19 protein-coding genes are annotated in these 20,986 nt (G+C 52.7%); all 19 read left to right on the top strand.

The annotated features are described in order from the left end of the window. The first annotated feature begins 121 nt into the window (after positions 1 to 121). Entirely contained in the window at positions 122 to 610 is a 489-nt protein-coding gene (nuoA, locus tag OH773_RS06370) for an NADH-quinone oxidoreductase subunit NuoA (protein ID WP_270144048.1), read from the top strand. Positions 611 to 707: 97 nt separating this feature from the next. Further along, a complete protein-coding gene (gene nuoB, locus OH773_RS06375; protein WP_183270010.1) occupies positions 708 to 1,382 on the top strand; it encodes an NADH-quinone oxidoreductase subunit NuoB in 675 nt (224 codons plus the stop codon). 89 nt (positions 1,383 to 1,471) lie between these two features. Next, positions 1,472 to 3,283: an NADH-quinone oxidoreductase subunit C/D gene (gene nuoC / locus OH773_RS06380; protein WP_270144051.1), complete on the top strand. Its 1,812-nt coding sequence runs from the start codon at positions 1,472 to 1,474 to the stop codon at positions 3,281 to 3,283. A gap of 2 nt (positions 3,284 to 3,285) precedes the next feature. Next, positions 3,286 to 3,786 carry an NADH-quinone oxidoreductase subunit NuoE gene (gene nuoE, locus OH773_RS06385; RefSeq protein WP_270144053.1) on the top strand — a complete coding sequence of 167 codons (501 nt, stop codon included), beginning with the start codon at positions 3,286 to 3,288 and terminating at the stop codon, positions 3,784 to 3,786. Next, a complete protein-coding gene (gene nuoF, locus OH773_RS06390; RefSeq protein WP_270144055.1) occupies positions 3,783 to 5,123 on the top strand; it encodes an NADH-quinone oxidoreductase subunit NuoF in 1,341 nt (446 codons plus the stop codon). Before nuoE ends, nuoF begins: the two co-directional genes overlap by 4 nt. A 63-nt stretch (positions 5,124 to 5,186) precedes the next feature. Next, on the top strand, positions 5,187 to 7,910 hold the full coding sequence (nuoG, locus tag OH773_RS06395; protein WP_270144057.1) for an NADH-quinone oxidoreductase subunit NuoG: 2,724 nt from the start codon (positions 5,187 to 5,189) through the stop codon (positions 7,908 to 7,910). Beyond that, a complete protein-coding gene (gene nuoH, locus OH773_RS06400) occupies positions 7,907 to 8,884 on the top strand; it encodes an NADH-quinone oxidoreductase subunit NuoH (RefSeq protein ID WP_270144059.1) in 978 nt (325 codons plus the stop codon). The genes nuoG and nuoH overlap by 4 nt, the downstream gene beginning before the upstream one ends. A gap of 14 nt (positions 8,885 to 8,898) precedes the next feature. Further along, entirely contained in the window at positions 8,899 to 9,441 is a 543-nt protein-coding gene (gene nuoI / locus OH773_RS06405; protein ID WP_121268553.1) for an NADH-quinone oxidoreductase subunit NuoI, read from the top strand. Between the two features lie 12 nt (positions 9,442 to 9,453). Beyond that, complete coding sequence (gene nuoJ, locus OH773_RS06410; protein ID WP_270144063.1) at positions 9,454 to 10,011, top strand: NADH-quinone oxidoreductase subunit J; 558 nt, start codon at positions 9,454 to 9,456, stop codon at positions 10,009 to 10,011. After that, a complete protein-coding gene (gene nuoK, locus OH773_RS06415; protein ID WP_008459783.1) occupies positions 10,008 to 10,310 on the top strand; it encodes an NADH-quinone oxidoreductase subunit NuoK in 303 nt (100 codons plus the stop codon). Before nuoJ ends, nuoK begins: the two co-directional genes overlap by 4 nt. Beyond that, positions 10,307 to 12,148: an NADH-quinone oxidoreductase subunit L gene (gene nuoL / locus OH773_RS06420; RefSeq protein WP_270144069.1), complete on the top strand. Its 1,842-nt coding sequence runs from the start codon at positions 10,307 to 10,309 to the stop codon at positions 12,146 to 12,148. The genes nuoK and nuoL overlap by 4 nt, the downstream gene beginning before the upstream one ends. Before the next feature lie 129 nt (positions 12,149 to 12,277). Further along, entirely contained in the window at positions 12,278 to 13,807 is a 1,530-nt protein-coding gene (nuoM, locus tag OH773_RS06425; RefSeq protein WP_183270002.1) for an NADH-quinone oxidoreductase subunit M, read from the top strand. Between the two features lie 6 nt (positions 13,808 to 13,813). Further along, entirely contained in the window at positions 13,814 to 15,271 is a 1,458-nt protein-coding gene (gene nuoN / locus OH773_RS06430; protein ID WP_270144072.1) for an NADH-quinone oxidoreductase subunit NuoN, read from the top strand. A gap of 98 nt (positions 15,272 to 15,369) precedes the next feature. Next, positions 15,370 to 16,326 (top strand): YbgA family protein, encoded by a 957-nt coding sequence (locus OH773_RS06435; RefSeq protein WP_270144074.1) that lies wholly within the window; start codon positions 15,370 to 15,372, stop codon positions 16,324 to 16,326. 12 nt (positions 16,327 to 16,338) lie between these two features. Beyond that, positions 16,339 to 17,778, top strand: coding sequence for a deoxyribodipyrimidine photo-lyase (gene phrB, locus OH773_RS06440; protein ID WP_270144076.1), 1,440 nt, complete (start codon positions 16,339 to 16,341; stop codon positions 17,776 to 17,778). Continuing rightward, complete coding sequence (locus OH773_RS06445) at positions 17,768 to 18,511, top strand: type 2 GTP cyclohydrolase I (protein WP_270144078.1); 744 nt, start codon at positions 17,768 to 17,770, stop codon at positions 18,509 to 18,511. The genes phrB and OH773_RS06445 overlap by 11 nt, the downstream gene beginning before the upstream one ends. A gap of 20 nt (positions 18,512 to 18,531) precedes the next feature. Further along, positions 18,532 to 19,188, top strand: a complete 657-nt coding sequence (gene pxpB / locus OH773_RS06450) for a 5-oxoprolinase subunit PxpB (RefSeq protein WP_270144080.1) — start codon at positions 18,532 to 18,534, stop codon at positions 19,186 to 19,188. Continuing rightward, positions 19,182 to 20,114, top strand: a complete 933-nt coding sequence (gene pxpC / locus OH773_RS06455; RefSeq protein ID WP_183269996.1) for a 5-oxoprolinase subunit PxpC — start codon at positions 19,182 to 19,184, stop codon at positions 20,112 to 20,114. Before pxpB ends, pxpC begins: the two co-directional genes overlap by 7 nt. Before the next feature lie 18 nt (positions 20,115 to 20,132). After that, entirely contained in the window at positions 20,133 to 20,924 is a 792-nt protein-coding gene (gene nei, locus OH773_RS06460) for an endonuclease VIII (protein ID WP_270144083.1), read from the top strand. The last annotated feature ends 62 nt before the right edge of the window (positions 20,925 to 20,986 follow it).

Consider the following 20,986-nt stretch of genomic DNA (forward strand, 5'->3'; position numbering starts at 1 on the left):
TGCTGGTAAAGTTTTGATTCTGGCACTAATTGTAAGGTTAATTGTTCCTCCCCATGAATCGATGTGGTGTTCATCTGCCAGCAAGAGCAGAGACTTTGGCGCCACTTTTGATGAGTAAGCAATGAGTATGTCAACATCCACTGAAGTTATCGCTCATCACTGGGCGTTCGCAGTCTTTCTTATTGTTGCCGTAGGCCTGTGTTGCGTAATGCTTCTCGGGGCCTGGTTCCTTGGCGGGAGAGCTAAGGGTCGGCACAAAAACACTCCCTTCGAGTCAGGTATCGACTCAGTTGGTACAGCGCGCTTACGTCTATCCGCTAAGTTTTACTTGGTTGCCATGTTCTTCGTCATCTTCGACGTGGAAGCCTTGTATCTCTACGCGTGGTCGGTTTCTATTCGTGAAAGCGGATGGATAGGTTTCGTCGAGGCCGCAATTTTCATTTTTGTGCTACTGGCAGGCCTGGTGTATTTGGTGCGCATTGGCGCGCTTGATTGGACTCCTGCGCGTTCGCGCCGTACCCATATCAACCCAGAAACTGACAGTCTCACTAACCGTCATACCCAAGATGCTCTAAATCATTCAGCAAGTAGCAAGGCGATCAGTGAGTAAGTTTCCAGGCGCTTACTTGAGTAAGTGATTGGGATTTAAGAACGCAGGCAACACAGCTACAACCTGAAGAAAGACGAGTATAAAGCGAGGCAATAAGATGGACTATACGCTCACCCGCATAGACCCCAACGGTGAGAATGACCGTTACCCCCTGCAAAAACAGGAGATCGTAAGCGATCCTCTTGATCAAGAAATCAACCGTAGTGTGTACATGGGCAAGCTCGAGCATGCCATGCACGATATGGTGAACTGGGGTCGTAAAAACTCAATTTGGCCTTATAACTTTGGCCTTTCTTGCTGCTACGTTGAGATGGTGACTTCGTTTACCGCCGTACATGACGTGGCACGTTTCGGTGCCGAAGTACTGCGTGCATCTCCGCGTCAGGCCGACCTGATGGTTATCGCAGGAACCTGCTTTACCAAAATGGCTCCCGTCATTCAGCGCCTTTACGATCAAATGCTTGAGCCAAAATGGGTCATCTCGATGGGTGCTTGCGCCAACTCAGGCGGCATGTACGACATCTACTCTGTGGTGCAAGGTGTGGATAAATTCCTGCCAGTGGATGTTTACATCCCAGGTTGCCCACCGCGCCCGGAAGCTTACATGCAAGCACTGATGCTGCTGCAAGAGTCCATTGGTAAAGAGCGTCGTCCACTCTCCTGGGTGGTTGGCGATCAAGGTGTTTATCGCGCCAACATGCAATCTGAGCGTGAACGTAAACGTGGCGAGCGTATTGCTGTCACCAACTTGCGGACACCAGACGAGATTTAATATGCGCCTGTGGGCAGTGTGAGTTTACTTCGCATATCAATAATACTAGCGCGAAGCCACTGCTGACAGTCACCACAGTACCATTTGCAATGGTGAGAATTATGACCGATTTAACTGCGCATGATGCCAGGCAGCAAGAGTTGCAAACCCGTGACCATTTAGATGATCCGGTTATTGGCGAACTGCGTAACCGTTTTGGGCCGGATGCCTTCACTGTTCAGCCGACCCGCACTGGTGTTCCAGTGGTCTGGGTTAAGCGTGAACAACTGCTGGAAGTGGGCGATTTTTTAAAGAAACTACCGAAACCCTACTCCATGCTGTTCGACTTACACGGCATGGACGAACGTCTCCGTACTCACCGCAACGGTTTACCGGCTGCGGATTTTTCCGTTTTCTACCATCTGATTTCTATCGATCGCAACCGCGACATCATGCTCAAGGTGGCGCTGTCTGAAAACGATCTGAACGTGCCTACGTTCACCAAACTGTTCCCGAACGCTAACTGGTATGAGCGTGAAACCTGGGAAATGTTTGGCATCAACATTGTTGGCCACCCGCACCTGACGCGCATCATGATGCCACCAACGTGGGAAGGCCACCCGCTGCGTAAAGATTATCCGGCGCGTGCCACCGAGTTCGATCCGTTTGAATTGACCAAACAGAAAGAAGACCTCGAGATGGAAGCGCTGACCTTCAAGCCTGAAGAGTGGGGCATGAAGCGCAGCAGCGAGCATGAAGATTTCATGTTCCTGAACCTGGGTCCAAACCACCCATCCGCGCACGGTGCATTCCGTATTGTCCTGCAACTCGACGGTGAAGAAATTGTCGACTGTGTGCCGGATATCGGTTACCACCACCGTGGTGCTGAGAAGATGGGTGAACGTCAGTCCTGGCACAGCTACATTCCGTACACCGACCGTATCGAATACCTCGGCGGCTGCGTAAACGAAATGCCATATGTGCTGGCGGTTGAAAAACTGGCGGGCATCAAGGTTCCTGAGCGTGTTGACGTTATCCGCGTCATGCTGTCTGAACTGTTCCGTATTAACAGCCACCTGCTGTATATCTCCACGTTTATTCAGGACGTGGGTGCGATGACCCCGGTGTTCTTCGCCTTTACCGACCGTCAGAAAATCTATGACCTGGTCGAAGCGATTACCGGTTTCCGTATGCACCCTGCCTGGTTCCGTATCGGCGGTGTCGCTCACGACTTGCCAAACGGCTGGGAACGTCTGCTGAAAGAGTTCCTCGACTGGATGCCAAAACGTCTGGATTCCTACGAGAAAGCAGCGCTGCGCAACACCATCCTGAAAGGTCGTTCTCAGGGCGTTGCGGCTTACGGCAAGAAAGAAGCGCTGGAGTGGGGTACCACCGGTGCTGGCCTGCGTGCAACGGGCGTTGACTTCGATATCCGTAAAGCTCGCCCCTATTCTGGTTATGAAAACTTTGACTTCGAAATCCCGGTCGGCGGTGGCGTCAGTGACTGCTACACCCGCGTGATGTTGAAAGTTGAAGAACTTCGCCAGAGCTTGCGCATTCTTGAGCAGTGCCTGAAAAACATGCCTGCTGGCCCGTTCAAAGCCGATCATCCGCTGACAACGCCGCCACCGAAAGAGCGTACGCTGCAACATATCGAAACCCTGATCACTCACTTCCTGCAAGTTTCGTGGGGCCCGGTCATGCCGGCTAACGAATCCTTCCAGATGATTGAAGCGACGAAAGGGATTAACAGTTACTACCTGACCAGCGACGGCAGCACAATGAGCTACCGTACCCGTATTCGTACCCCGAGCTTTGCGCACTTGCAGCAAATCCCGGCGGCGATTCGTGGCAGCCTGGTTTCTGACCTGATTGTCTATCTGGGTAGTATCGATTTTGTAATGTCTGATGTGGATCGCTAACTATGCACGATAAACAACAACCCCAGGCTGAAGCTTTTGAGCTGAGTCATGCCGAGCGTGATGCGATTGAGCACGAAAAACATCATTACGAAGATGCTCGCGCGGCATCTATCGAAGCGCTGAAGATTGTCCAAAAACAGCGTGGCTGGGTGCCTGACGGCGCTATTTACGCCATTGCCGAGGTTTTGGACATCCCTGCCAGCGACGTAGAAGGTGTTGCCACATTCTACAGCCAGATTTTCCGCCAACCGGTCGGTCGCCACGTTATTCGCTATTGCGATAGCGTGGTTTGCCATATTACCGGCTACCAGGGCATTCAGTCGGCTATCGAAGCAAAACTGAACATCAAACCGGGTCAAACCACGTTTGATGGTCGTTTTACACTGCTGCCGACTTGCTGCCTGGGCAACTGCGACAAAGGGCCGACCATGATGATTGATGAGGATACTCACAGCCATCTGACGCCGGAAGCGATCCCTGATTTGCTGGAGCAGTACAAATGAAAACCATTATTCGTACTGCCGAAACCCATCCGCTGACCTGGCGGTTGCGCGATGACAAACAGCCTGTGTGGCTGGATGAATATCGCAGCAAAAACGGCTACGAAGGTGCACGTCTTGCGTTGACGGGGCTCGCGCCAGATGAAGTCGTTAATCGGGTTAAAGACGCCGGCCTGAAAGGGCGCGGCGGTGCGGGCTTCTCCACGGGTTTGAAGTGGAGCCTGATGCCGAAAGACGAATCCATGAACATTCGTTACCTGCTGTGTAACGCTGATGAAATGGAGCCGGGCACTTATAAAGACCGTTTACTGATGGAGCAACTGCCGCACCTGCTGGTGGAAGGCATGCTGATTTCTGCGTTCGCGCTGAAAGCGTACCGCGGTTACATCTTCCTGCGTGGTGAGTATATCGAAGCGGCTGTGCATCTGCGCCGTGCGATTGCCGAAGCCACCGAAGCAGGTCTGCTAGGCAAAAACATCCTCGGTTCGGGTTTTGATTTCGAGCTGATCGTGCACACCGGCGCTGGGCGTTATATCTGCGGTGAAGAAACTGCATTGATTAACTCCCTGGAAGGTCGTCGTGCGAACCCACGTTCTAAACCACCATTCCCTGCATCAAGCGGCGTATGGGGTAAACCGACGTGCGTAAACAACGTCGAAACGCTGTGTAACGTACCGGCGATTCTGGCTGATGGCGTGGAGTGGTACCAGGGCATTTCTACCAGTAAAGATGCTGGTACCAAGCTGATGGGCTTCTCGGGCCGCGTTAAGAACCCTGGCGTTTGGGAATTACCGTTCGGCACTACCGCACGCGAAATTCTTGAAGATTACGCGGGTGGCATGCGCGATGGCCTGAAATTCAAAGCCTGGCAGCCGGGCGGGGCAGGGACTGACTTCCTGACCGAATCGCATCTTGATCTGCCGATGGAATTTGAAAGCATTGGCAAAGCGGGTAGCCGTTTGGGTACGGCGCTGGCGATGGCTGTTGACCATGAAATTGGTATGGTGCCGCTGGTTCGCAATCTGGAAGAGTTTTTTGCCCGTGAATCTTGTGGCTGGTGTACACCTTGCCGTGACGGTTTACCGTGGAGCGTAAAAATTCTGCGTGCACTGGAGCGTGGCGAAGGCCAACCTGGGGATATCGAGACACTTGAGCAACTGTGTCGTTTCCTTGGGCCAGGTAAAACCTTCTGTGCGCATGCGCCAGGTGCGGTTGAACCGTTGCAGAGTGCGATTAAATATTTCCGCGAAGAATTCGAAGCAGGCATTGCCAAACAAGATTTCGGTAACACTCGTGCCATTCAAGGCATTCAACCGAACTTGCTAAAAGCGCGCTGGTGATATCTGCACCCTATTAAGGTGCGGGTAAGAAAAATTTTATAATTAACTGGAAGCATGCTGACTATGGCTACGATTCATGTAGACGGCAAAGAATATGAGGTAAACGGGTCTGACAACTTGCTGCAAGCTTGTCTGTCTCTCGGCCTCGATATTCCTTATTTTTGCTGGCACCCGGCGCTCGGAAGCGTCGGTGCTTGCCGCCAGTGTGCGGTGAAGCAATATCAAAACGCAGAAGATAATCGTGGTCGTCTGGTGATGTCTTGTATGACACCCGCCTCTGACGGGACGTTTATCTCCATTGACGATAGCGAAGCGAAAGAATTCCGTGAAAGCGTTGTGGAATGGTTGATGACCAACCACCCGCACGACTGTCCGGTCTGTGAAGAGGGCGGTAACTGCCACCTGCAAGATATGACGGTTATGACCGGTCATAGCTTCCGCCGCTACCGCTTCACTAAACGTACTCACCGTAACCAGGATCTCGGCCCGTTCATCTCTCACGAAATGAACCGCTGTATCGCCTGTTACCGTTGTGTGCGTTACTACAAAGATTATGCCGACGGCACGGATCTGGGCGTCTATGGCGCACATGACAACGTCTATTTCGGTCGTCCTGAAGACGGTACGCTTGAAAGCGAATTCTCCGGTAACCTGGTAGAAATCTGCCCAACCGGCGTGTTCACGGACAAAACGCACTCCGAACGTTACAACCGTAAATGGGACATGCAGTTTGCCCCAAGCATCTGCCAGCAGTGCAGCATCGGCTGTAACACCAGCCCTGGTGAGCGCTACGGTGAATTACGTCGTATCGAAAACCGCTACAACGGTACTGTGAACCACTACTTCTTGTGCGACCGTGGCCGCTTTGGTTATGGCTACGTGAACCTGAAAGACCGTCCACGCCAGCCGATCCAACGCCGTGGTGACGATCTCATCACCCTGAACGCTGAACAGGCGATGCAAGGTGCAGCAGATATTCTGCGTCAGTCGAAGAAGGTTATCGGTATTGGTTCCCCGCGTGCCAGCGTTGAAAGCAACTTCGCACTGCGTGAACTGGTGGGGGCAGCCAACTTCTACACTGGTATCGCAACCGGCGAACAAGCGCGTCTGCAATTGATGCTCAAAGTGCTGCAAGAAAGTGGCGTTCATACTCCGGCACTGCGCGAAATCGAATCTTATGATGCGGTGCTGGTGCTCGGCGAAGACATTACCCAAACCGGTGCGCGTGTTGCGCTGGCTGTGCGTCAGGCCGTGAAAGGTAAAGCGCGCGAAATGGCAGCAGCACAGAAAGTGGCTGACTGGCAGATTGCGGCCATCCTGAACATTGGCCAGCACGCGAAACATCCGCTGTTCGTTACGAATATCGACAGTACTCGTCTGGATGACATCGCCGCGTGGACTTACCGTGCGCCGGTTGAAGATCAGGCGCGTTTAGGCTTTGCGATTGCCCATGCGCTGGATAGCAACTCCCCGGCCGTTGAACTCGACCGCGACTTGAAAAACAAAGTCGACGTGATTGTTCAGGCACTGGCGGGTGCTAAAAAACCTCTGATCGTTTCCGGGACTAACGCCGGTAGCGAAGCGGTGATGCAGGCAGCAGCAAACGTTGCTAAAGCGCTGAAAGGCCGTGGAGCTGATGTCGGTATCACCATGGTCGCTCGCGCAGTGAACAGCGTAGGCCTCGGTCTGATTGGCGGCGGTTCGCTTGAAGAAGCGCTGAGTGAGCTGGAAAGCGGTGCTGCTGATGCGGTCGTGGTGCTGGAAAACGATCTGCATCGCCATGCTTCTGCCGCTCGTGTTGATGCCGCACTGAGCAAAGCTCCGCTGGTCATGGTTATTGACCATCAGCGTACAGCGATTATGGACAAAGCCCATCTGGTGCTTTCCACCGCAAGCTTTGCTGAAAGCGATGGTACGGTAATTAACAACGAAGGCCGCGCACAGCGTTTCTTCCAGGTTTATGACCCGTCTTACTACGACCACTCCATTGTCATGCTCGAAAGCTGGCGTTGGCTGCACTCCCTGCACAGCACGGTTGAAAGCCGTGAAGTGGACTGGACGCAGCTTGACGATGTTATCGATGCCTGCGTGAAAGCGTTGCCACAACTGGCTGGAATTAAAGATGCGGCACCAGATGCCAGCTTCCGTATCCGTGGTCAGAAACTGTCACGTTCGCCAATCCGCTCCAGTGGTCGTACTGCAATGCGCGCCAATATCAGTGTGCATGAGCCGCGTCAGCCACAGGATAAAGACACCATGTTCTCCTTCTCGATGGAAGGGAACAACAGCCCGTCGGCCAATCGTCAGCAGATCCCATTTGCATGGGCACCAGGCTGGAACTCACCGCAGGCATGGAACAAGTTCCAGGCCGAAGTGGGTGGCAAACTGCGTCACGGTGATCCGGGTGTGCGTCTGATTGAAGCATCCGAAACGGGCATTGATTTCTTTGACTCCGTGCCGGAAATCTTCCAGGCAGAAGAAGGTAAATGGCGTATTGCGCCTTACTACCATCTGTTTGGCAGTGACGAAATGTCCCAACGTTCCCCGATTTTCCAGAGTCGAATGGCTGAGCCTTATATCAAGCTCAATCCGGTAGATGCGGCAAAACTGGGCGTTAACGCCGGAAGCCTGATTTCGTTCAGTTACGAAGGCCAGACGCTCAGTCTGCCATTGCAACTTTCCGAAGGTCTGGCGGCAGGGCAGGTCGGTTTACCGATGGGGATGCCTGGCATTGCTCCGGTACTGGCAGGTGCGCGTCTTGAAAATCTCCAGGAGGCTGGCCAATGAGTTGGTTAACACCGGATGTTATCGACATTCTGCTAAGCATTCTCAAAGCGATTGTTATCCTGCTGGTTGTGGTGACCTGTGGCGCGTTCATGAGCTTCTTTGAGCGTCGCTTGCTGGGCCTGTTCCAGAACCGTTATGGACCAAACCGTGTTGGCTGGGGCGGCTCGCTCCAGTTAGTCGCGGACATGATCAAGATGTTCTTTAAAGAAGACTGGACGCCGCGCTTTGCGGACCGCGTCATCTTTACCCTGGCACCCATGATTGCCTTCACCTCTATGCTACTGGCCTTTGCGATTGTGCCTGTCAGCCCGAGCTGGGTGGTTGCCGACCTGAACATTGGTATTTTGTTCTTCCTGATGCTGGCGGGTCTTGCGGTTTACGCCGTGCTGTTTGCAGGCTGGTCAAGTAACAACAAATACTCTCTGTTAGGCGCGATGCGTGCTTCGGCACAAACGCTGAGCTACGAAGTGTTCTTGGGTCTGTCGCTGATGGGCGTTGTGGCTCAGGCTGGTTCGTTCAACATGAGCGATATCGTTGATAATCAAGCGCATCTGTGGAACGTGATTCCTCAGTTCTTTGGCTTCATTACCTTTGCCATTGCAGGTGTTGCGGTTTGTCACCGTCACCCGTTTGACCAACCTGAGGCAGAACAAGAGCTGGCTGATGGCTATCACATCGAATATTCAGGCATGAAATTTGGCCTGTTCTTCGTCGGTGAATACATCGCTATCGTGACGGTTTCCGCCCTGATTGTGACCCTGTTCTTTGGTGGCTGGCATGGCCCGTGGTTACCTCCTGTCATCTGGTTTATGCTGAAAACCGCATTCTTCATGATGATGTTCATTTTGATTCGCGCCTCATTACCTCGTCCGCGTTATGACCAGGTGATGTCCTTTGGCTGGAAAATTTGCCTGCCACTGACGCTGGTCAATTTGCTGGTGACCGCCGCGGTCATTCTCTATCAGGCACCATAAGGGGTGAAAAAACCATGACATTGAAAGAGTTAGTGGTTGGTTTCGGCACCCAGGTACGCAGTATCTGGATGATCGGTCTGCACGCGTTTGCCAAACGCGAAACGCAGATGTATCCGGAAGAGCCAGTGTATTTACCACCACGCTATCGTGGTCGCATCGTGCTGACGCGCGATCCGGACGGCGAAGAGCGTTGTGTTGCCTGTAACCTGTGTGCGGTAGCTTGTCCGGTCGCCTGTATCTCTTTGCAGAAAGCAGAAACCAAAGATGGCCGCTGGTATCCAGAGTTTTTCCGCATCAACTTCTCGCGCTGCATTTTCTGTGGCTTGTGCGAAGAAGCGTGCCCAACAACGGCCATTCAGCTTACTCCAGACTTCGAGCTGGGCGAGTTTAAGCGTCAGGATTTGGTGTACGAAAAAGAGGACCTGCTGATTTCCGGTCCGGGTAAATACCCGGAATATAACTTCTACCGGATGGCAGGTATGGCAATCGACGGCAAAGATAAAGGCGAAGCGGAAAACGAAGCTAAGCCTATCGACGTCAAAGGCCTATTACCTTAAAGGAGCAAGGCAATGGAATTCGCTTTTTATATTTGCGCAATCATCGCGGTTGGAACCACTTTGCGTGTTATCACGCATACCAACCCGGTGCATGCCTTGCTGTATCTGATCATCTCATTGCTGGCTATCTCCGGGGTGTTCTTCTCCTTGGGGGCCTACTTTGCCGCAGCGCTTGAGATTATCGTCTACGCCGGCGCCATCATGGTGTTGTTCGTCTTTGTAGTCATGATGCTAAACCTCGGTAATGCCGTCGTTGAACAAGAGCGTAACTGGCTCAAACCGCAGTTGTGGATTGGTCCTGGCGTTTTGTCAGCCATCCTGCTGTCGGTGTTGGTGTACGCGATCCTCAGTCTGAATGACCAGGGAATCGACGGTACATCTGTCAGTGCTAAAGAGGTCGGTATCGCGTTATTTGGACCGTACGTTCTGGCAGTGGAATTAGCCTCAATGCTGCTGCTGGCGGGTCTGGTTGTTGCATTCCACCTCGGTCGTGAAGACCGTCCGGGTGAAGTGCTGAGTAATCGCCAGGCTGACGCGGCGGCGAAAAGAAAAACGGAGGAGCACGTATGATTCCGCTGCAACATGGACTAATCCTCGCGGCTATCTTGTTCGTACTTGGGCTGACTGGGCTTGTGATTCGTCGCAACTTGCTTTTCATGCTGATTAGCCTGGAAGTGATGATTAACGCGGCAGCACTCGCGTTTGTGGTCGCCGGGAGTTATTGGGGCCAGGCTGACGGCCAGGTGATGTATATACTCGCGATTAGCTTAGCTGCCGCCGAAGCCAGTATTGGCCTCGCACTGTTACTGCAGCTCCATCGTCGTCGCCAGAACCTGAATATCGATTCAGTAAGTGAGATGCGTGGATGAACCTTCTCTGGTTAACCATTCTTTTGCCATTTATTGGTTTTTTATTGTTGGCGTTCTCTCGTGGCCGTTGGTCAGAAAATCTTTCTGCCACGGTTGGGGTCGGCTCGATTGGTCTTGCGGCGTTAGTCACTGCGATTGTCGGGGTTGATTTCTTTAACAACGGGCAACAAGCCTTTACCCAGCCGTTGTGGACCTGGATGTCAGTTGGCGATTTCAACATCGGCTTCAATCTGATCCTCGACGGTTTGTCACTGACTATGCTGTCAGTGGTGACCGGCGTCGGCTTCCTGATCCACATGTACGCATCATGGTATATGCGTGGGGAAGAGGGGTATTCGCGCTTCTTCGCCTACACCAACCTGTTTATCGCCAGCATGGTGGTTCTGGTTCTTGGTGACAACCTGCTGCTGATGTACCTCGGTTGGGAAGGCGTAGGTCTGTGCTCGTATCTGCTGATTGGTTTCTACTATACAGATCCGAAGAACGGCGCTGCGGCCATGAAAGCATTCGTTGTGACCCGCGTCGGTGACGTATTCCTCGCGTTCGCGTTGTTCATTCTTTACAACGAACTGGGTACGTTGAACTTCCGCGAAATGGTGGAGCTTGCTCCGGCTCACTTCGAAGCGGGCAACAACATGCTGACGTGGGCGACGCTGATGCTGTTAGGCGGTGCGGTCGGTAAATCTGCACAGCTTCCACTGCAAACGTGGCTTGCGGATGCGATGGCTGGTCCAACGCCAGTTTCAGCGCTGATCCACGCGGCCACCATGGTTACTGCAGGTGTCTACCTGATTGCGCGTACTCATGGCCTGTTCCTGTTAACACCTGAAGTACTGCATTTGGTTGGCATCGTGGGTGCGGTCACACTGGTGATGGCGGGCTTTGCCGCGCTGGTGCAAACCGATATCAAACGTGTGCTGGCGTACTCGACCATGAGTCAGATTGGCTACATGTTCCTGGCGCTGGGTGTACAAGCGTGGGATGCGGCGATTTTCCATCTGATGACTCACGCTTTCTTTAAAGCGTTGTTGTTCCTGTCATCCGGTTCGGTGATCCTTGCCTGCCACCACGAACAAAACATCTTCAAAATGGGTGGCCTGCGTAAGTCCATTCCGCTGGTGTATGTCTGTTTCCTGGTGGGTGGTGCTGCATTGTCTGCATTGCCACTCATTACCGCAGGCTTCTTCAGTAAAGATGAGATTCTGGCCGGTGCGATGGCGAATGGTCATATCAACCTGATGGTTGCAGGTCTGGTCGGTGCGTTTATGACCTCGCTGTATACCTTCCGTATGATCTTCATCGTCTTCCACGGTAAAGAGCAGATTCACGCTCACGCGGTTAAAGGCATTACTCACCACTTGCCGCTGATTGTGTTGCTGGTGCTGTCCACTTTTGTTGGCGCAATGATTGTTCCGCCATTACACGGTGTTCTGCCAGCCACCACTGAGCTGCCACACGGTAGCGTTCTGACCCTTGAGATTACCTCAGGCGTCGTGGCGATTGCCGGTATCTTAATTGCGGCATGGCTGTGGTTAGGTAAACGCACTTTGGTCACCGCCATTGCAAACAGCGCACCGGGCCGCTTCTTCGGTACCTGGTGGTTCCATGCCTGGGGCTTCGATTGGCTGTACGACAAAATCTTTGTTAAGCCATTCCTGGGCATTGCCTGGTTGCTTAAGAGCGATCCGCTGAATTCAATGATGAACATTCCGGCAGTGATTTCACGCCTGGCAGGTCGCGGCCTGTTAGTGAGTGAGAACGGTTATTTACGCTGGTATGTGGCCTCAATGAGTATCGGTGCGGTCGTGATTCTGGGCTTGCTGCTGGTCTTGCGCTAATCCCATACAATTCCCCCTCTCCTTAAGGGAGAGGGCTGGGGTGAGGGTGAAAAACTCTCCTCCGGTGTTCATGTAAGGACAGGAAGTGAGTGATGTTTTGGTTTATTTTGACTTAGGGACACAAATGCCATGCTATTACCCTGGCTGATACTCATCCCCTTTATTGGCGGCTTCTTCTGCTGGCAGACTGAACGCTTCGGCGTAAAAGTGCCGCGTTGGATTGCGCTGGTAACGATGGGACTGACTCTGGCTCTCTCACTGCAACTGTGGCTATCCGGCGGATACTCGCTGACGCAATCTGCAGGTTTGCCGCAGTGGCAGTCTGAATTTATCCTGCCGTGGATCCCACGTTTCGGGATTGAGATCCATTTAGCAATTGATGGCTTGTCATTGCTGATGGTGGTGCTTACCGGCTTGCTCGGTGTGCTGGCGGTACTTTGTTCCTGGAATGAAATCGAAAAATATCAGGGCTTCTTCCACCTCAACCTGATGTGGATCCTCGGTGGCGTTATCGGCGTGTTCCTTGCCATCGATATGTTCCTGTTCTTCTTCTTCTGGGAAATGATGCTGGTACCGATGTACTTCCTGATTGCTCTGTGGGGCCACAAAGCCTCTGACGGGAAGACTCGTATCACCGCTGCAACCAAGTTCTTCATCTACACCCAGGCAAGCGGCCTGGTGATGTTGATTGCGATTCTTGGGCTGGTGTTTGTGCACTACAACGCGACCGGCGTTTGGACCTTTAACTACGAACAACTGCTGCATACCGAAATGTCCCACAGCGTACAGTGGCTGTTGATGCTGGGCTTCTTCATTGCATTTGCGGTGAAAATGCCTGTCGTTCCATTGCACGGTTGGTTGCCAGACGCGCACTCCCAGGCACCAACAGCGGGTTCTGTTGACCTCGCAGGTATCTTGCTGAAAACCGCGGCCTACGGCCTGCTGCGTTTCGCTCTTCCCCTGTTCCCTGAAGCGTCTGCTGAGTTTGCACCAATCGCCATGTGGTTGGGTGTTATCGGCATCTTCTACGGCGCGTGGATGGCCTTCGCACAAACCGATATTAAACGTCTTATCGCTTATACCTCCGTTTCCCACATGGGCTTCGTGTTGATTGCCATTTATACCGGTAGCCAGTTGGCCTACCAGGGGGCGATTATCATGATGATTGCGCATGGTTTGTCTGCGGCGGGTATGTTCATCATCTGTGGTCAGCTTTACGAGCGTTTGCACACTCGCGATATGCGTCTGATGGGCGGCCTGTGGAACAAAATCAAATGGCTGCCAGGTTTGTCGATGTTCTTCGCAGTGGCGACTCTCGGGATGCCAGGTACGGGTAACTTCGTTGGCGAATTCATGATTCTGTTCGGCAGCTTCCATGTTGTGCCAGTGATTACGGTTGTCTCGACCTTCGGTCTGGTGTTTGCCTCGGTTTATTCTCTGGCGATGCTGCATCGTGCTTACTTCGGTAAAGCAAAAAGCGAAATCAGTGATAAACAACTGCCAGGCATGTCGCTGCGCGAGTTCTTTATCATTCTGTTGCTAGTGGTGTTGTTAGTCCTGTTGGGCTTCTACCCGCAGCCAATTCTGGATACTTCGCATGCTGCGATGAGCAATATTCAGCAGTGGTTTACCAGTTCAATTCCAACTACAAGGCCGTAATTCGCCATGACTATAACTCCTCAACAATTGATCGCGCTGCTACCGCTGCTCGTCGTCGGATTGACGGTGGTGGTTGTGATGCTCTCCATAGCGTGGCGACGCGACCATTTTGTCAATGCAACACTTGCTGTTATCGGCCTTAACGCTGCGTTAGTTTCGCTGTGGTTTGTGGGGCAGGCTGGAGCAATGGATGTCACACCGCTGATGCGTGTTGATGGCTATGCAATGCTCTACACCGGGTTGGTTCTGCTGGCGAGTCTGGCAACCTGTACGTTTGCCTATCCGTGGCTTGAGGGTTACACCGACAACCGCGAAGAGTTTTACCTGCTGGTGCTGATTGCGGCACTCGGCGGTATTCTTCTGGCAAACGCCAACCACCTGGCGGCGTTGTTCCTCGGCATTGAATTGATCTCACTGCCGCTGTTCGGTCTGATTGGTTACGCCTTCCGTCAGAAGCGCTCGCTGGAAGCCAGCATCAAGTACATGATTCTGTCTGCCGCCGCCTCTTCATTCCTGCTGTTTGGTATGGCGCTGGTGTACGCAGAATCGGGTGACCTGTCGTTTGTGGCTCTCGGCAAAAGTCTGGCTGACAGCATGCTGCACGAACCGTTGCTGCTTGCCGGTCTGGGCCTGATGATTGTGGGACTTGGCTTTAAACTGTCACTGGTTCCGTTCCACCTCTGGACGCCTGATGTTTACCAAGGGGCTCCGGCACCTGTTTCCACTTTCCTGGCGACTGCCAGCAAGATCGCCATCTTTGGTGTGGTGATGCGTCTGTTCCTCTATGCGCCAGTTGGCGACAGTGAAGCGGTGCGCGTGGTGCTGGGTATTATCGCCTTCGCCTCTATCATCTTCGGTAACGTGATGGCGCTGAGCCAGACCAATATCAAGCGTCTGCTGGGTTATTCGTCTATCTCGCACCTCGGTTATTTGATGGTGGCACTGATTGCCCTGCAAAGTGGCGATATGTCGATGGAATCAGTGGGTGTCTATCTAGCCGGTTACCTGTTCAGCAGCCTCGGCGCGTTCGGCGTGGTCAGCCTGATGTCCAGTCCATACCGTGGCCCGGATGCAGATTCTCTGTACTCCTACCGTGGTCTGTTCTGGCATAAACCGATTCTGTCTGCGGTGATGACCGTGATGATGCTGTCACTGGCAGGTATCCCAATGACATTAGGCTTCATCGGTAAGTTCTACATTATTGCTGTCGGCGTCCAGTCTCACCTGTGGTGGTTGACCGGTGCTGTGGTGCTGGGTAGTGCGATCGGTTTGTACTACTACCTGCGTGTGACGGTGAGTTTGTACCTGAATGCGCCGCAACAGCTTACTCGTGATACCCCAGGAAACTGGGCATTCACCGCAGGCGGTGTTGTGGTTCTGATCTCCGCTGTGCTGGTACTGCTGCTGGGTGTTTACCCGCAACCGCTTATCAGCCTGGTGCGTTTGGCAACACCGATGATGTAAATGATTTCTGCTGCAAACGAAGGCTACCCAATCGGGTAGCCTTTTTTGTTTTACATGCTTGCTACACTTAGATGTGAATACGCTTAAAGGAGTAAGTCATGAGCGACAAAATTAATATTGGCATCAGCGCTTGCTTACTCGGGGAAAATGTCCGGTTTGACGGCGGGCATAAACGGCTGGCCTTTGCCGTCAATGAACTGGCTCCGTGGGTGCATTTTGAGCCTGTTTGCCCTGAAATGGCGATTGGTTTACCCACGCCCCGGCCTGCTTTACGCCTGGTAAAACAGGATGATGGTGAAATCGCATTGCGCTTTAGCAACCACAGTGAAGGGGATTTAACGCAGGCGATGCAGCAATTTTCTTCGCGCCGGGTTGCCGGTTTGGACCATCTTTGCGGTTATATCGTTTGTGCGAAATCCCCAAGCTGTGGCCTGGAGCGGGTGAGGGTTTATGAAACTGAAGGGAATAATAATCGTAAAAGCGGCACTGGGATTTTTACTGCCGAGTTGAAACGACAGTTACCGTGGTTGCCGGTCGAAGAGGACGGACGTTTATATGACCCGGCTATTCGCGAGAACTTTGTCGAGCGCATTTATACGCTTTATGAGCTTAATAAATTACGCAAATCTGGCCTGACGCGCGGTGGACTTATCGGTTTTCACAGCCGTTATAAATTACTGCTGCTGGCACATTCTCAGCCGCAGTATCGGGAACTGGGGCGGTTTGTGGCGGGTATCGAAAGCTGGGATTCGCTGGATGACTTTTTCGTTGAGTACCGTACGCGTCTTATGGCTTTGCTCGAACACCAGGCGACGCGCCGCAACCACACTAACGTGCTAATGCATGTACAAGGATACTTCCGCCGCCAGTTAAATTCTCGCCAGCGACAGGAGCTATCAGGGCTTATCGACCGCTATCGCCAGGGCACCCAACCTTTACTGGCTCCCATCACCTTGTTAAAACACTATATGGCAGAATATCCTGACGCTTATCTGGCGCAGCAACGCTATTTTGAGCCTTATCCCGAAGCGTTACGTTTGCGCTACGGAAATTAAATATGGAGATGTATGACCACCCATCTGGTCTGGTTTCGCAATGATTTACGAGTGAATGACAACCTGGCGCTGGCTGCGGCGTGCCGCGATCCTCATGCTCGCGTGGTGGGGATTTTTCTCGCCACGCCAGAACAATGGCGGCAACACGATATGTCGCCACGCCAGGCGGAATTTATCTGGCAGCATCTGCAATGCCTGCATGATGCCCTTGCTGCGCGCGGTATTGAATTGCACATCCATCAGCTTAATGACTTTGCTGATTGTGTTGAATACCTGAAAAGCTTTTGCGAAACGCAGAAAGTGGATGCGCTATTTTATAACTACCAATACGAACTGAATGAACGAAAGCGGGATGCTGACGTTGAAAAAACGCTGGATGTTGATGTGGTGTGCCAGGGTTTTGATGACAGCGTTTTATTACCGCCCGGTAGCGTGACCACCGGTAATCACGAAATGTATAAAGTGTTTACGCCGTTTAGTCGGGCATTTATCAAACGACTGCATGAAGGTTTACCTGAATGCATCGCGCCACCAAAGGCACGTAGCGCCGCTTTGCCTGATACCGAAAAACTTACCCCGTTTGATTACCCCCGCCAGCCCGTAGACGCAAATCTATTTCCCATTGGTGAGCAGCAAGCGATAAACCAGTTGCGTCAATTCTGCCGCCAGCCGGTGGCGAATTATGGCGAGCAGCGCGATTTCCCGTCTGTTGACGGAACCAGCCGCTTATCGGCCTATCTTGCCATTGGCGTGCTGTCACCGCGCCAGTGCTTACACCGTTTACTGAAAGAGCACCCACAGGCGCTGGACGGTGACGCAGGGGCAATCTGGCTAAATGAGCTCATCTGGCGTGAGTTCTATCGCCACTTGCTGGTGGCATACCCCAAACTTTGCCGCCATCAGCCGTTTATCCCATGGACAGATAACGTCAGCTGGCAGCAAGATGAACAGCAGTTCATTGCCTGGCAACAAGGGAGGACGGGTTATCCGATAGTGGATGCGGCAATGCGTCAGCTAAACACCACCGGCTGGATGCATAACCGTTTGCGAATGGTGGTGGCGAGTTTTCTGGTCAAGGATTTATTGGCAGACTGGCGGCAGGGTGAACGCTACTTTATGTCACAACTGATTGATGGTGACCTGGCTGCAAACAACGGTGGCTGGCAGTGGGCAGCCTCGACAGGGACTGATGCCGCACCTTATTTTCGTATCTTTAACCCGACCACCCAAGGCGAGCGGTTTGATAAGAAAGGTGAATTTATACGCCAGTGGTTGCCAGAACTGGGTATTGTGCCTGATAAATATATTCATACCCCATGGGTTTGGGCCGAAAAACAGCAACTGACGCTGGACTATCCGCATCCCATTGTTGAACATAAACAGGCACGTATAGCGACACTCGCCGCTTATGAAGTGGCCCGTAAACCTGAAGAGAAAGAACATGAAAAATAGCGAACTGGAACGCCTGATTAACGAGAAACTCAACAGCGCCGCCATCAGCGATTACGCGCCAAATGGTTTGCAGGTCGAGGGACGCGAAGAAGTCCGCAAAATCGTCACGGGTGTGACGGCAAGCCAGGCGCTCATTGACGAAGCCATTCGCCAGCAAGCCGATGCCGTCATCGTTCACCATGGTTACTTCTGGAAAGGTGAATCACCGGTCATTCGTGGTATGAAACGCAATCGCCTGAAAGCCTTGCTCAGTAACGACATCAATCTCTACGGCTGGCATTTACCGCTTGATGCGCATCCTCAGTTGGGCAATAACGCGCAACTCGGGGCGCTACTGGGGATTGAAAACAAAGGTGAAATCGAGCCGCTGGTGCCTTGGGGCGAGTTTTCAACATCGCTTTCTGGCGTGGAGTTAGCGTCATGGATTGAGATGCGTCTTGGCCGCACGCCGCTGTGGTGTGGCGATACTGGCCCTGAGCAAATTCGCCGCGTCGCCTGGTGTACTGGCGGTGGGCAAAGCTTCATAGATAGCGCGGCACGTTTTGGTGTCGATGCGTTCATTACTGGTGAGGTTTCAGAGCAAACCATTCATTCTGCGCGTGAACAGGGGCTGCATTTTTATGCGGCTGGGCATCATGCCACTGAACGCGGCGGCATCCAGGCACTGAGTGACTGGCTGAACAGCGAAACTGATTTGGACGTGGCGTTTATAGATATTCCAAACCCGGCATAGCGCAAAACCAAGGAGCAAAAGTGCAAAGAGCACGGTGTTATCTGTTAGGCGAAAGTGCAGTGGTTCTTGAACTGGAACCGCCTGTATCGCTAGAAAGCCAACAACGCATCTGGGGATTAACGCAACGACTGCTGGAAGCACCCAGCGTTTTGGATGTGATTCCTGGGATGAATAATATCACTGTGGTACTACGCGAGCCGCAAAGCCTGGCGCTGGATGGCATTGAACGTATTCAACGCTGGTGGGAAGAGAGTGAGGCGATAGTGCCTGAATCCCGACGCATCGAAATCCCGGTGATATATGGTGGAAATTGCGGCCCTGATCTCCAGGACGTCGCCAAACATTGCGGGCTATCACCAGCGCAGGTGGTGGAGCAGCACTCATCAGTTGAGTACATCGTCTATTTCCTCGGTTTCCAGCCGGGTTTCGCCTACCTTGGCGGACTGGCTCCGTCACTTGAAACACCACGTCGGGCTGAGCCGCGTTTAATCGTGCCTGCCGGTTCGGTGGGGATTGGCGGCAGCCAAACGGGGATTTATCCACTTTCCACTCCTGGAGGCTGGCAAATTATCGGCCAGACTTCCGTACGGTTATTCAATCCGGCAGATGAAATGCCAACATTATTGGCTCCGGGTGATACCGTCCGCTTCGTGCCTCAAAAGGAGGGCGTGTGCTGAAAATAATTCGTGCTGGAATGCACATGTCGGTGCAGGACACCGGACGTTATGGTTATCGGCAGTTAGGCGTGAGCCGTTGCGGTGCGCTTGATGCACCGGCACTGCAAATGGCAAATTTGCTGGTAGGTAATGCGCCAGAGAGTGCTGCGCTAGAAATCACATTGGGAAATTGTGTCGTCGAGTTTACGCAGGATGGGTGGTTTGCGTTAACGGGGGCGGGCTGCCACGCGGAGCTGGATGGCCATGCCGTATGGACGGGCTGGCGATTGCCGGTTAAAGCGGGTCAGCAATTACGCCTGAAAGTGCCTGAGCGTGGGATGCGCAGCTATCTTGCTGTTGCAGGCGGGTTGGATGTTCCTGAAGTCCTGGGTTCTTACAGCACCGATGTGAAAGCGCAAGTCGGTGGCATCGAAGGGCGGTTGCTCAAAGATGGCGATGAAATTGCTCAACTGCCTGCTACGCGACATTTCCGCGAAGCGCGTGGTGTGAAGCAACTGTTATGGGGAAATCGCATTCGTGCGTTGGAGGGGCCGGAGTATCACGAGTTTACTCAACACGCTCAGGATGCGTTCTGGCGTTTGCCGTGGCAGTTAAGCCCGCAAAGTAACCGAATGGGTTATCGCCTGCAGGGGCAACGCCTGGAGCGCACGACTGACCGTGAGTTACTCTCGCATGGATTGCTGCCGGGTGTTGTGCAGGTGCCACACAACGGTCAGCCTATCGTGCTGATGAATGATGCGCAGACCACGGGCGGGTATCCTCGGATTGCCTGCGTTATCGAAGCAGATATGTTTCATCTGGCGCAATTACGGTTAGGTGAACCGATCCATTTCGTACACTGCACTCTGGAAGAGGCGCTTAAAGCGCGACGCGATCAGCAAATCTATCTTGAGCAGTTGGCCTGGCAATTGAACAACGAAGACTGATTTTTTAGGGATGACGTGATGCCTGAAGGCCCTGAAATTAGGCGAGCGGCGGATAAGCTTGAAGCCGCCGTTTTAGATAAACCGTTAACCGATGTCTGGTTTGCTTTTACTGAGCTGAAACCGTTTGAACCCACGTTGGTCGGCCAAAAAGTTATACGTATAGAAACACGTGGCAAAGCTCTGTTGACGCATTTCTCCAACGGGAAAATCCTGTATAGCCACAACCAACTTTACGGTGTGTGGCGGGTGGTCAATAGCGGCGAACTCCCGCAAACAACACGGATACTGCGTGTAAAACTGCAAACGGCTGACAAAGCAATTTTGCTTTATAGTGCGTCAGATATTGAGATGCTCGATTCGGAGAAACTGGCGGAGCATCCATTTTTAAAGCGAGTAGGGCCGGATGTGCTGGATATGACGTTGACGGTGCAACAAGTTAAAGAACGTTTATTGTCAGCCCGATTTCGCAAGCGTCAGTTCAGCGGCTTGCTGCTCGATCAGGCATTTCTCGCGGGGTTGGGTAACTATCTGCGCGTTGAGATCCTCTGGGCGGTTGAATTACTTGGTCATCATAAAGCGCAGGATTTAACGGCGACACAACTCGATAAACTGTCACACGCGCTGCTGGATATTCCACGATTTTCGTATAACACGCGTGGCAATGTGGATGAAAATAAACATCATGGCGCGATTTTTAGCTTTAAGGTGTTTCATCGGGCTGGTGAAAAGTGCGAGCGTTGCGGTGGTGTGATTGAGAAAACTATGCTCTCATCAAGGCCATTTTACTGGTGTCCGGGTTGCCAGCATTAAATCGTGCTGAAGATAGCATTTGTCTCATAGGGCGGAGGGAATCAGGGATTTTGTTGAAAAAT

The organism is Buttiauxella sp. WJP83, assembly GCF_027594725.1.
GTDB lineage: Bacteria > Pseudomonadota > Gammaproteobacteria > Enterobacterales > Enterobacteriaceae > Buttiauxella > Buttiauxella selenatireducens.

What these genes read in the sequence shown, in the direction of transcription:
- nuoA (WP_270144048.1), top strand. Translation starts at nt 122, where the DNA reads ATGAGTATGTCAACATCCACTGAAGTTATCGCTCATCACTGGGCGTTC.
- nuoE (WP_270144053.1), top strand. Translation starts at nt 3,286, where the DNA reads ATGCACGATAAACAACAACCCCAGGCTGAAGCTTTTGAGCTGAGTCAT.
- nuoH (WP_270144059.1), top strand. Translation starts at nt 7,907, where the DNA reads ATGAGTTGGTTAACACCGGATGTTATCGACATTCTGCTAAGCATTCTC.
- nuoL (WP_270144069.1), top strand. Translation starts at nt 10,307, where the DNA reads ATGAACCTTCTCTGGTTAACCATTCTTTTGCCATTTATTGGTTTTTTA.
- nuoC (WP_270144051.1), top strand. Translation starts at nt 1,472, where the DNA reads ATGGTGAGAATTATGACCGATTTAACTGCGCATGATGCCAGGCAGCAA.
- nuoM (WP_183270002.1), top strand. Translation starts at nt 12,278, where the DNA reads ATGCTATTACCCTGGCTGATACTCATCCCCTTTATTGGCGGCTTCTTC.
- nuoF (WP_270144055.1), top strand. Translation starts at nt 3,783, where the DNA reads ATGAAAACCATTATTCGTACTGCCGAAACCCATCCGCTGACCTGGCGG.
- nuoJ (WP_270144063.1), top strand. Translation starts at nt 9,454, where the DNA reads ATGGAATTCGCTTTTTATATTTGCGCAATCATCGCGGTTGGAACCACT.
- phrB (WP_270144076.1), top strand. Translation starts at nt 16,339, where the DNA reads ATGACCACCCATCTGGTCTGGTTTCGCAATGATTTACGAGTGAATGAC.
- OH773_RS06445 (WP_270144078.1), top strand. Translation starts at nt 17,768, where the DNA reads ATGAAAAATAGCGAACTGGAACGCCTGATTAACGAGAAACTCAACAGC.
- nuoI (WP_121268553.1), top strand. Translation starts at nt 8,899, where the DNA reads ATGACATTGAAAGAGTTAGTGGTTGGTTTCGGCACCCAGGTACGCAGT.
- nuoN (WP_270144072.1), top strand. Translation starts at nt 13,814, where the DNA reads ATGACTATAACTCCTCAACAATTGATCGCGCTGCTACCGCTGCTCGTC.
- nuoG (WP_270144057.1), top strand. Translation starts at nt 5,187, where the DNA reads ATGGCTACGATTCATGTAGACGGCAAAGAATATGAGGTAAACGGGTCT.
- OH773_RS06435 (WP_270144074.1), top strand. Translation starts at nt 15,370, where the DNA reads ATGAGCGACAAAATTAATATTGGCATCAGCGCTTGCTTACTCGGGGAA.
- nuoK (WP_008459783.1), top strand. Translation starts at nt 10,008, where the DNA reads ATGATTCCGCTGCAACATGGACTAATCCTCGCGGCTATCTTGTTCGTA.
- nuoB (WP_183270010.1), top strand. Translation starts at nt 708, where the DNA reads ATGGACTATACGCTCACCCGCATAGACCCCAACGGTGAGAATGACCGT.
- nei (WP_270144083.1), top strand. Translation starts at nt 20,133, where the DNA reads ATGCCTGAAGGCCCTGAAATTAGGCGAGCGGCGGATAAGCTTGAAGCC.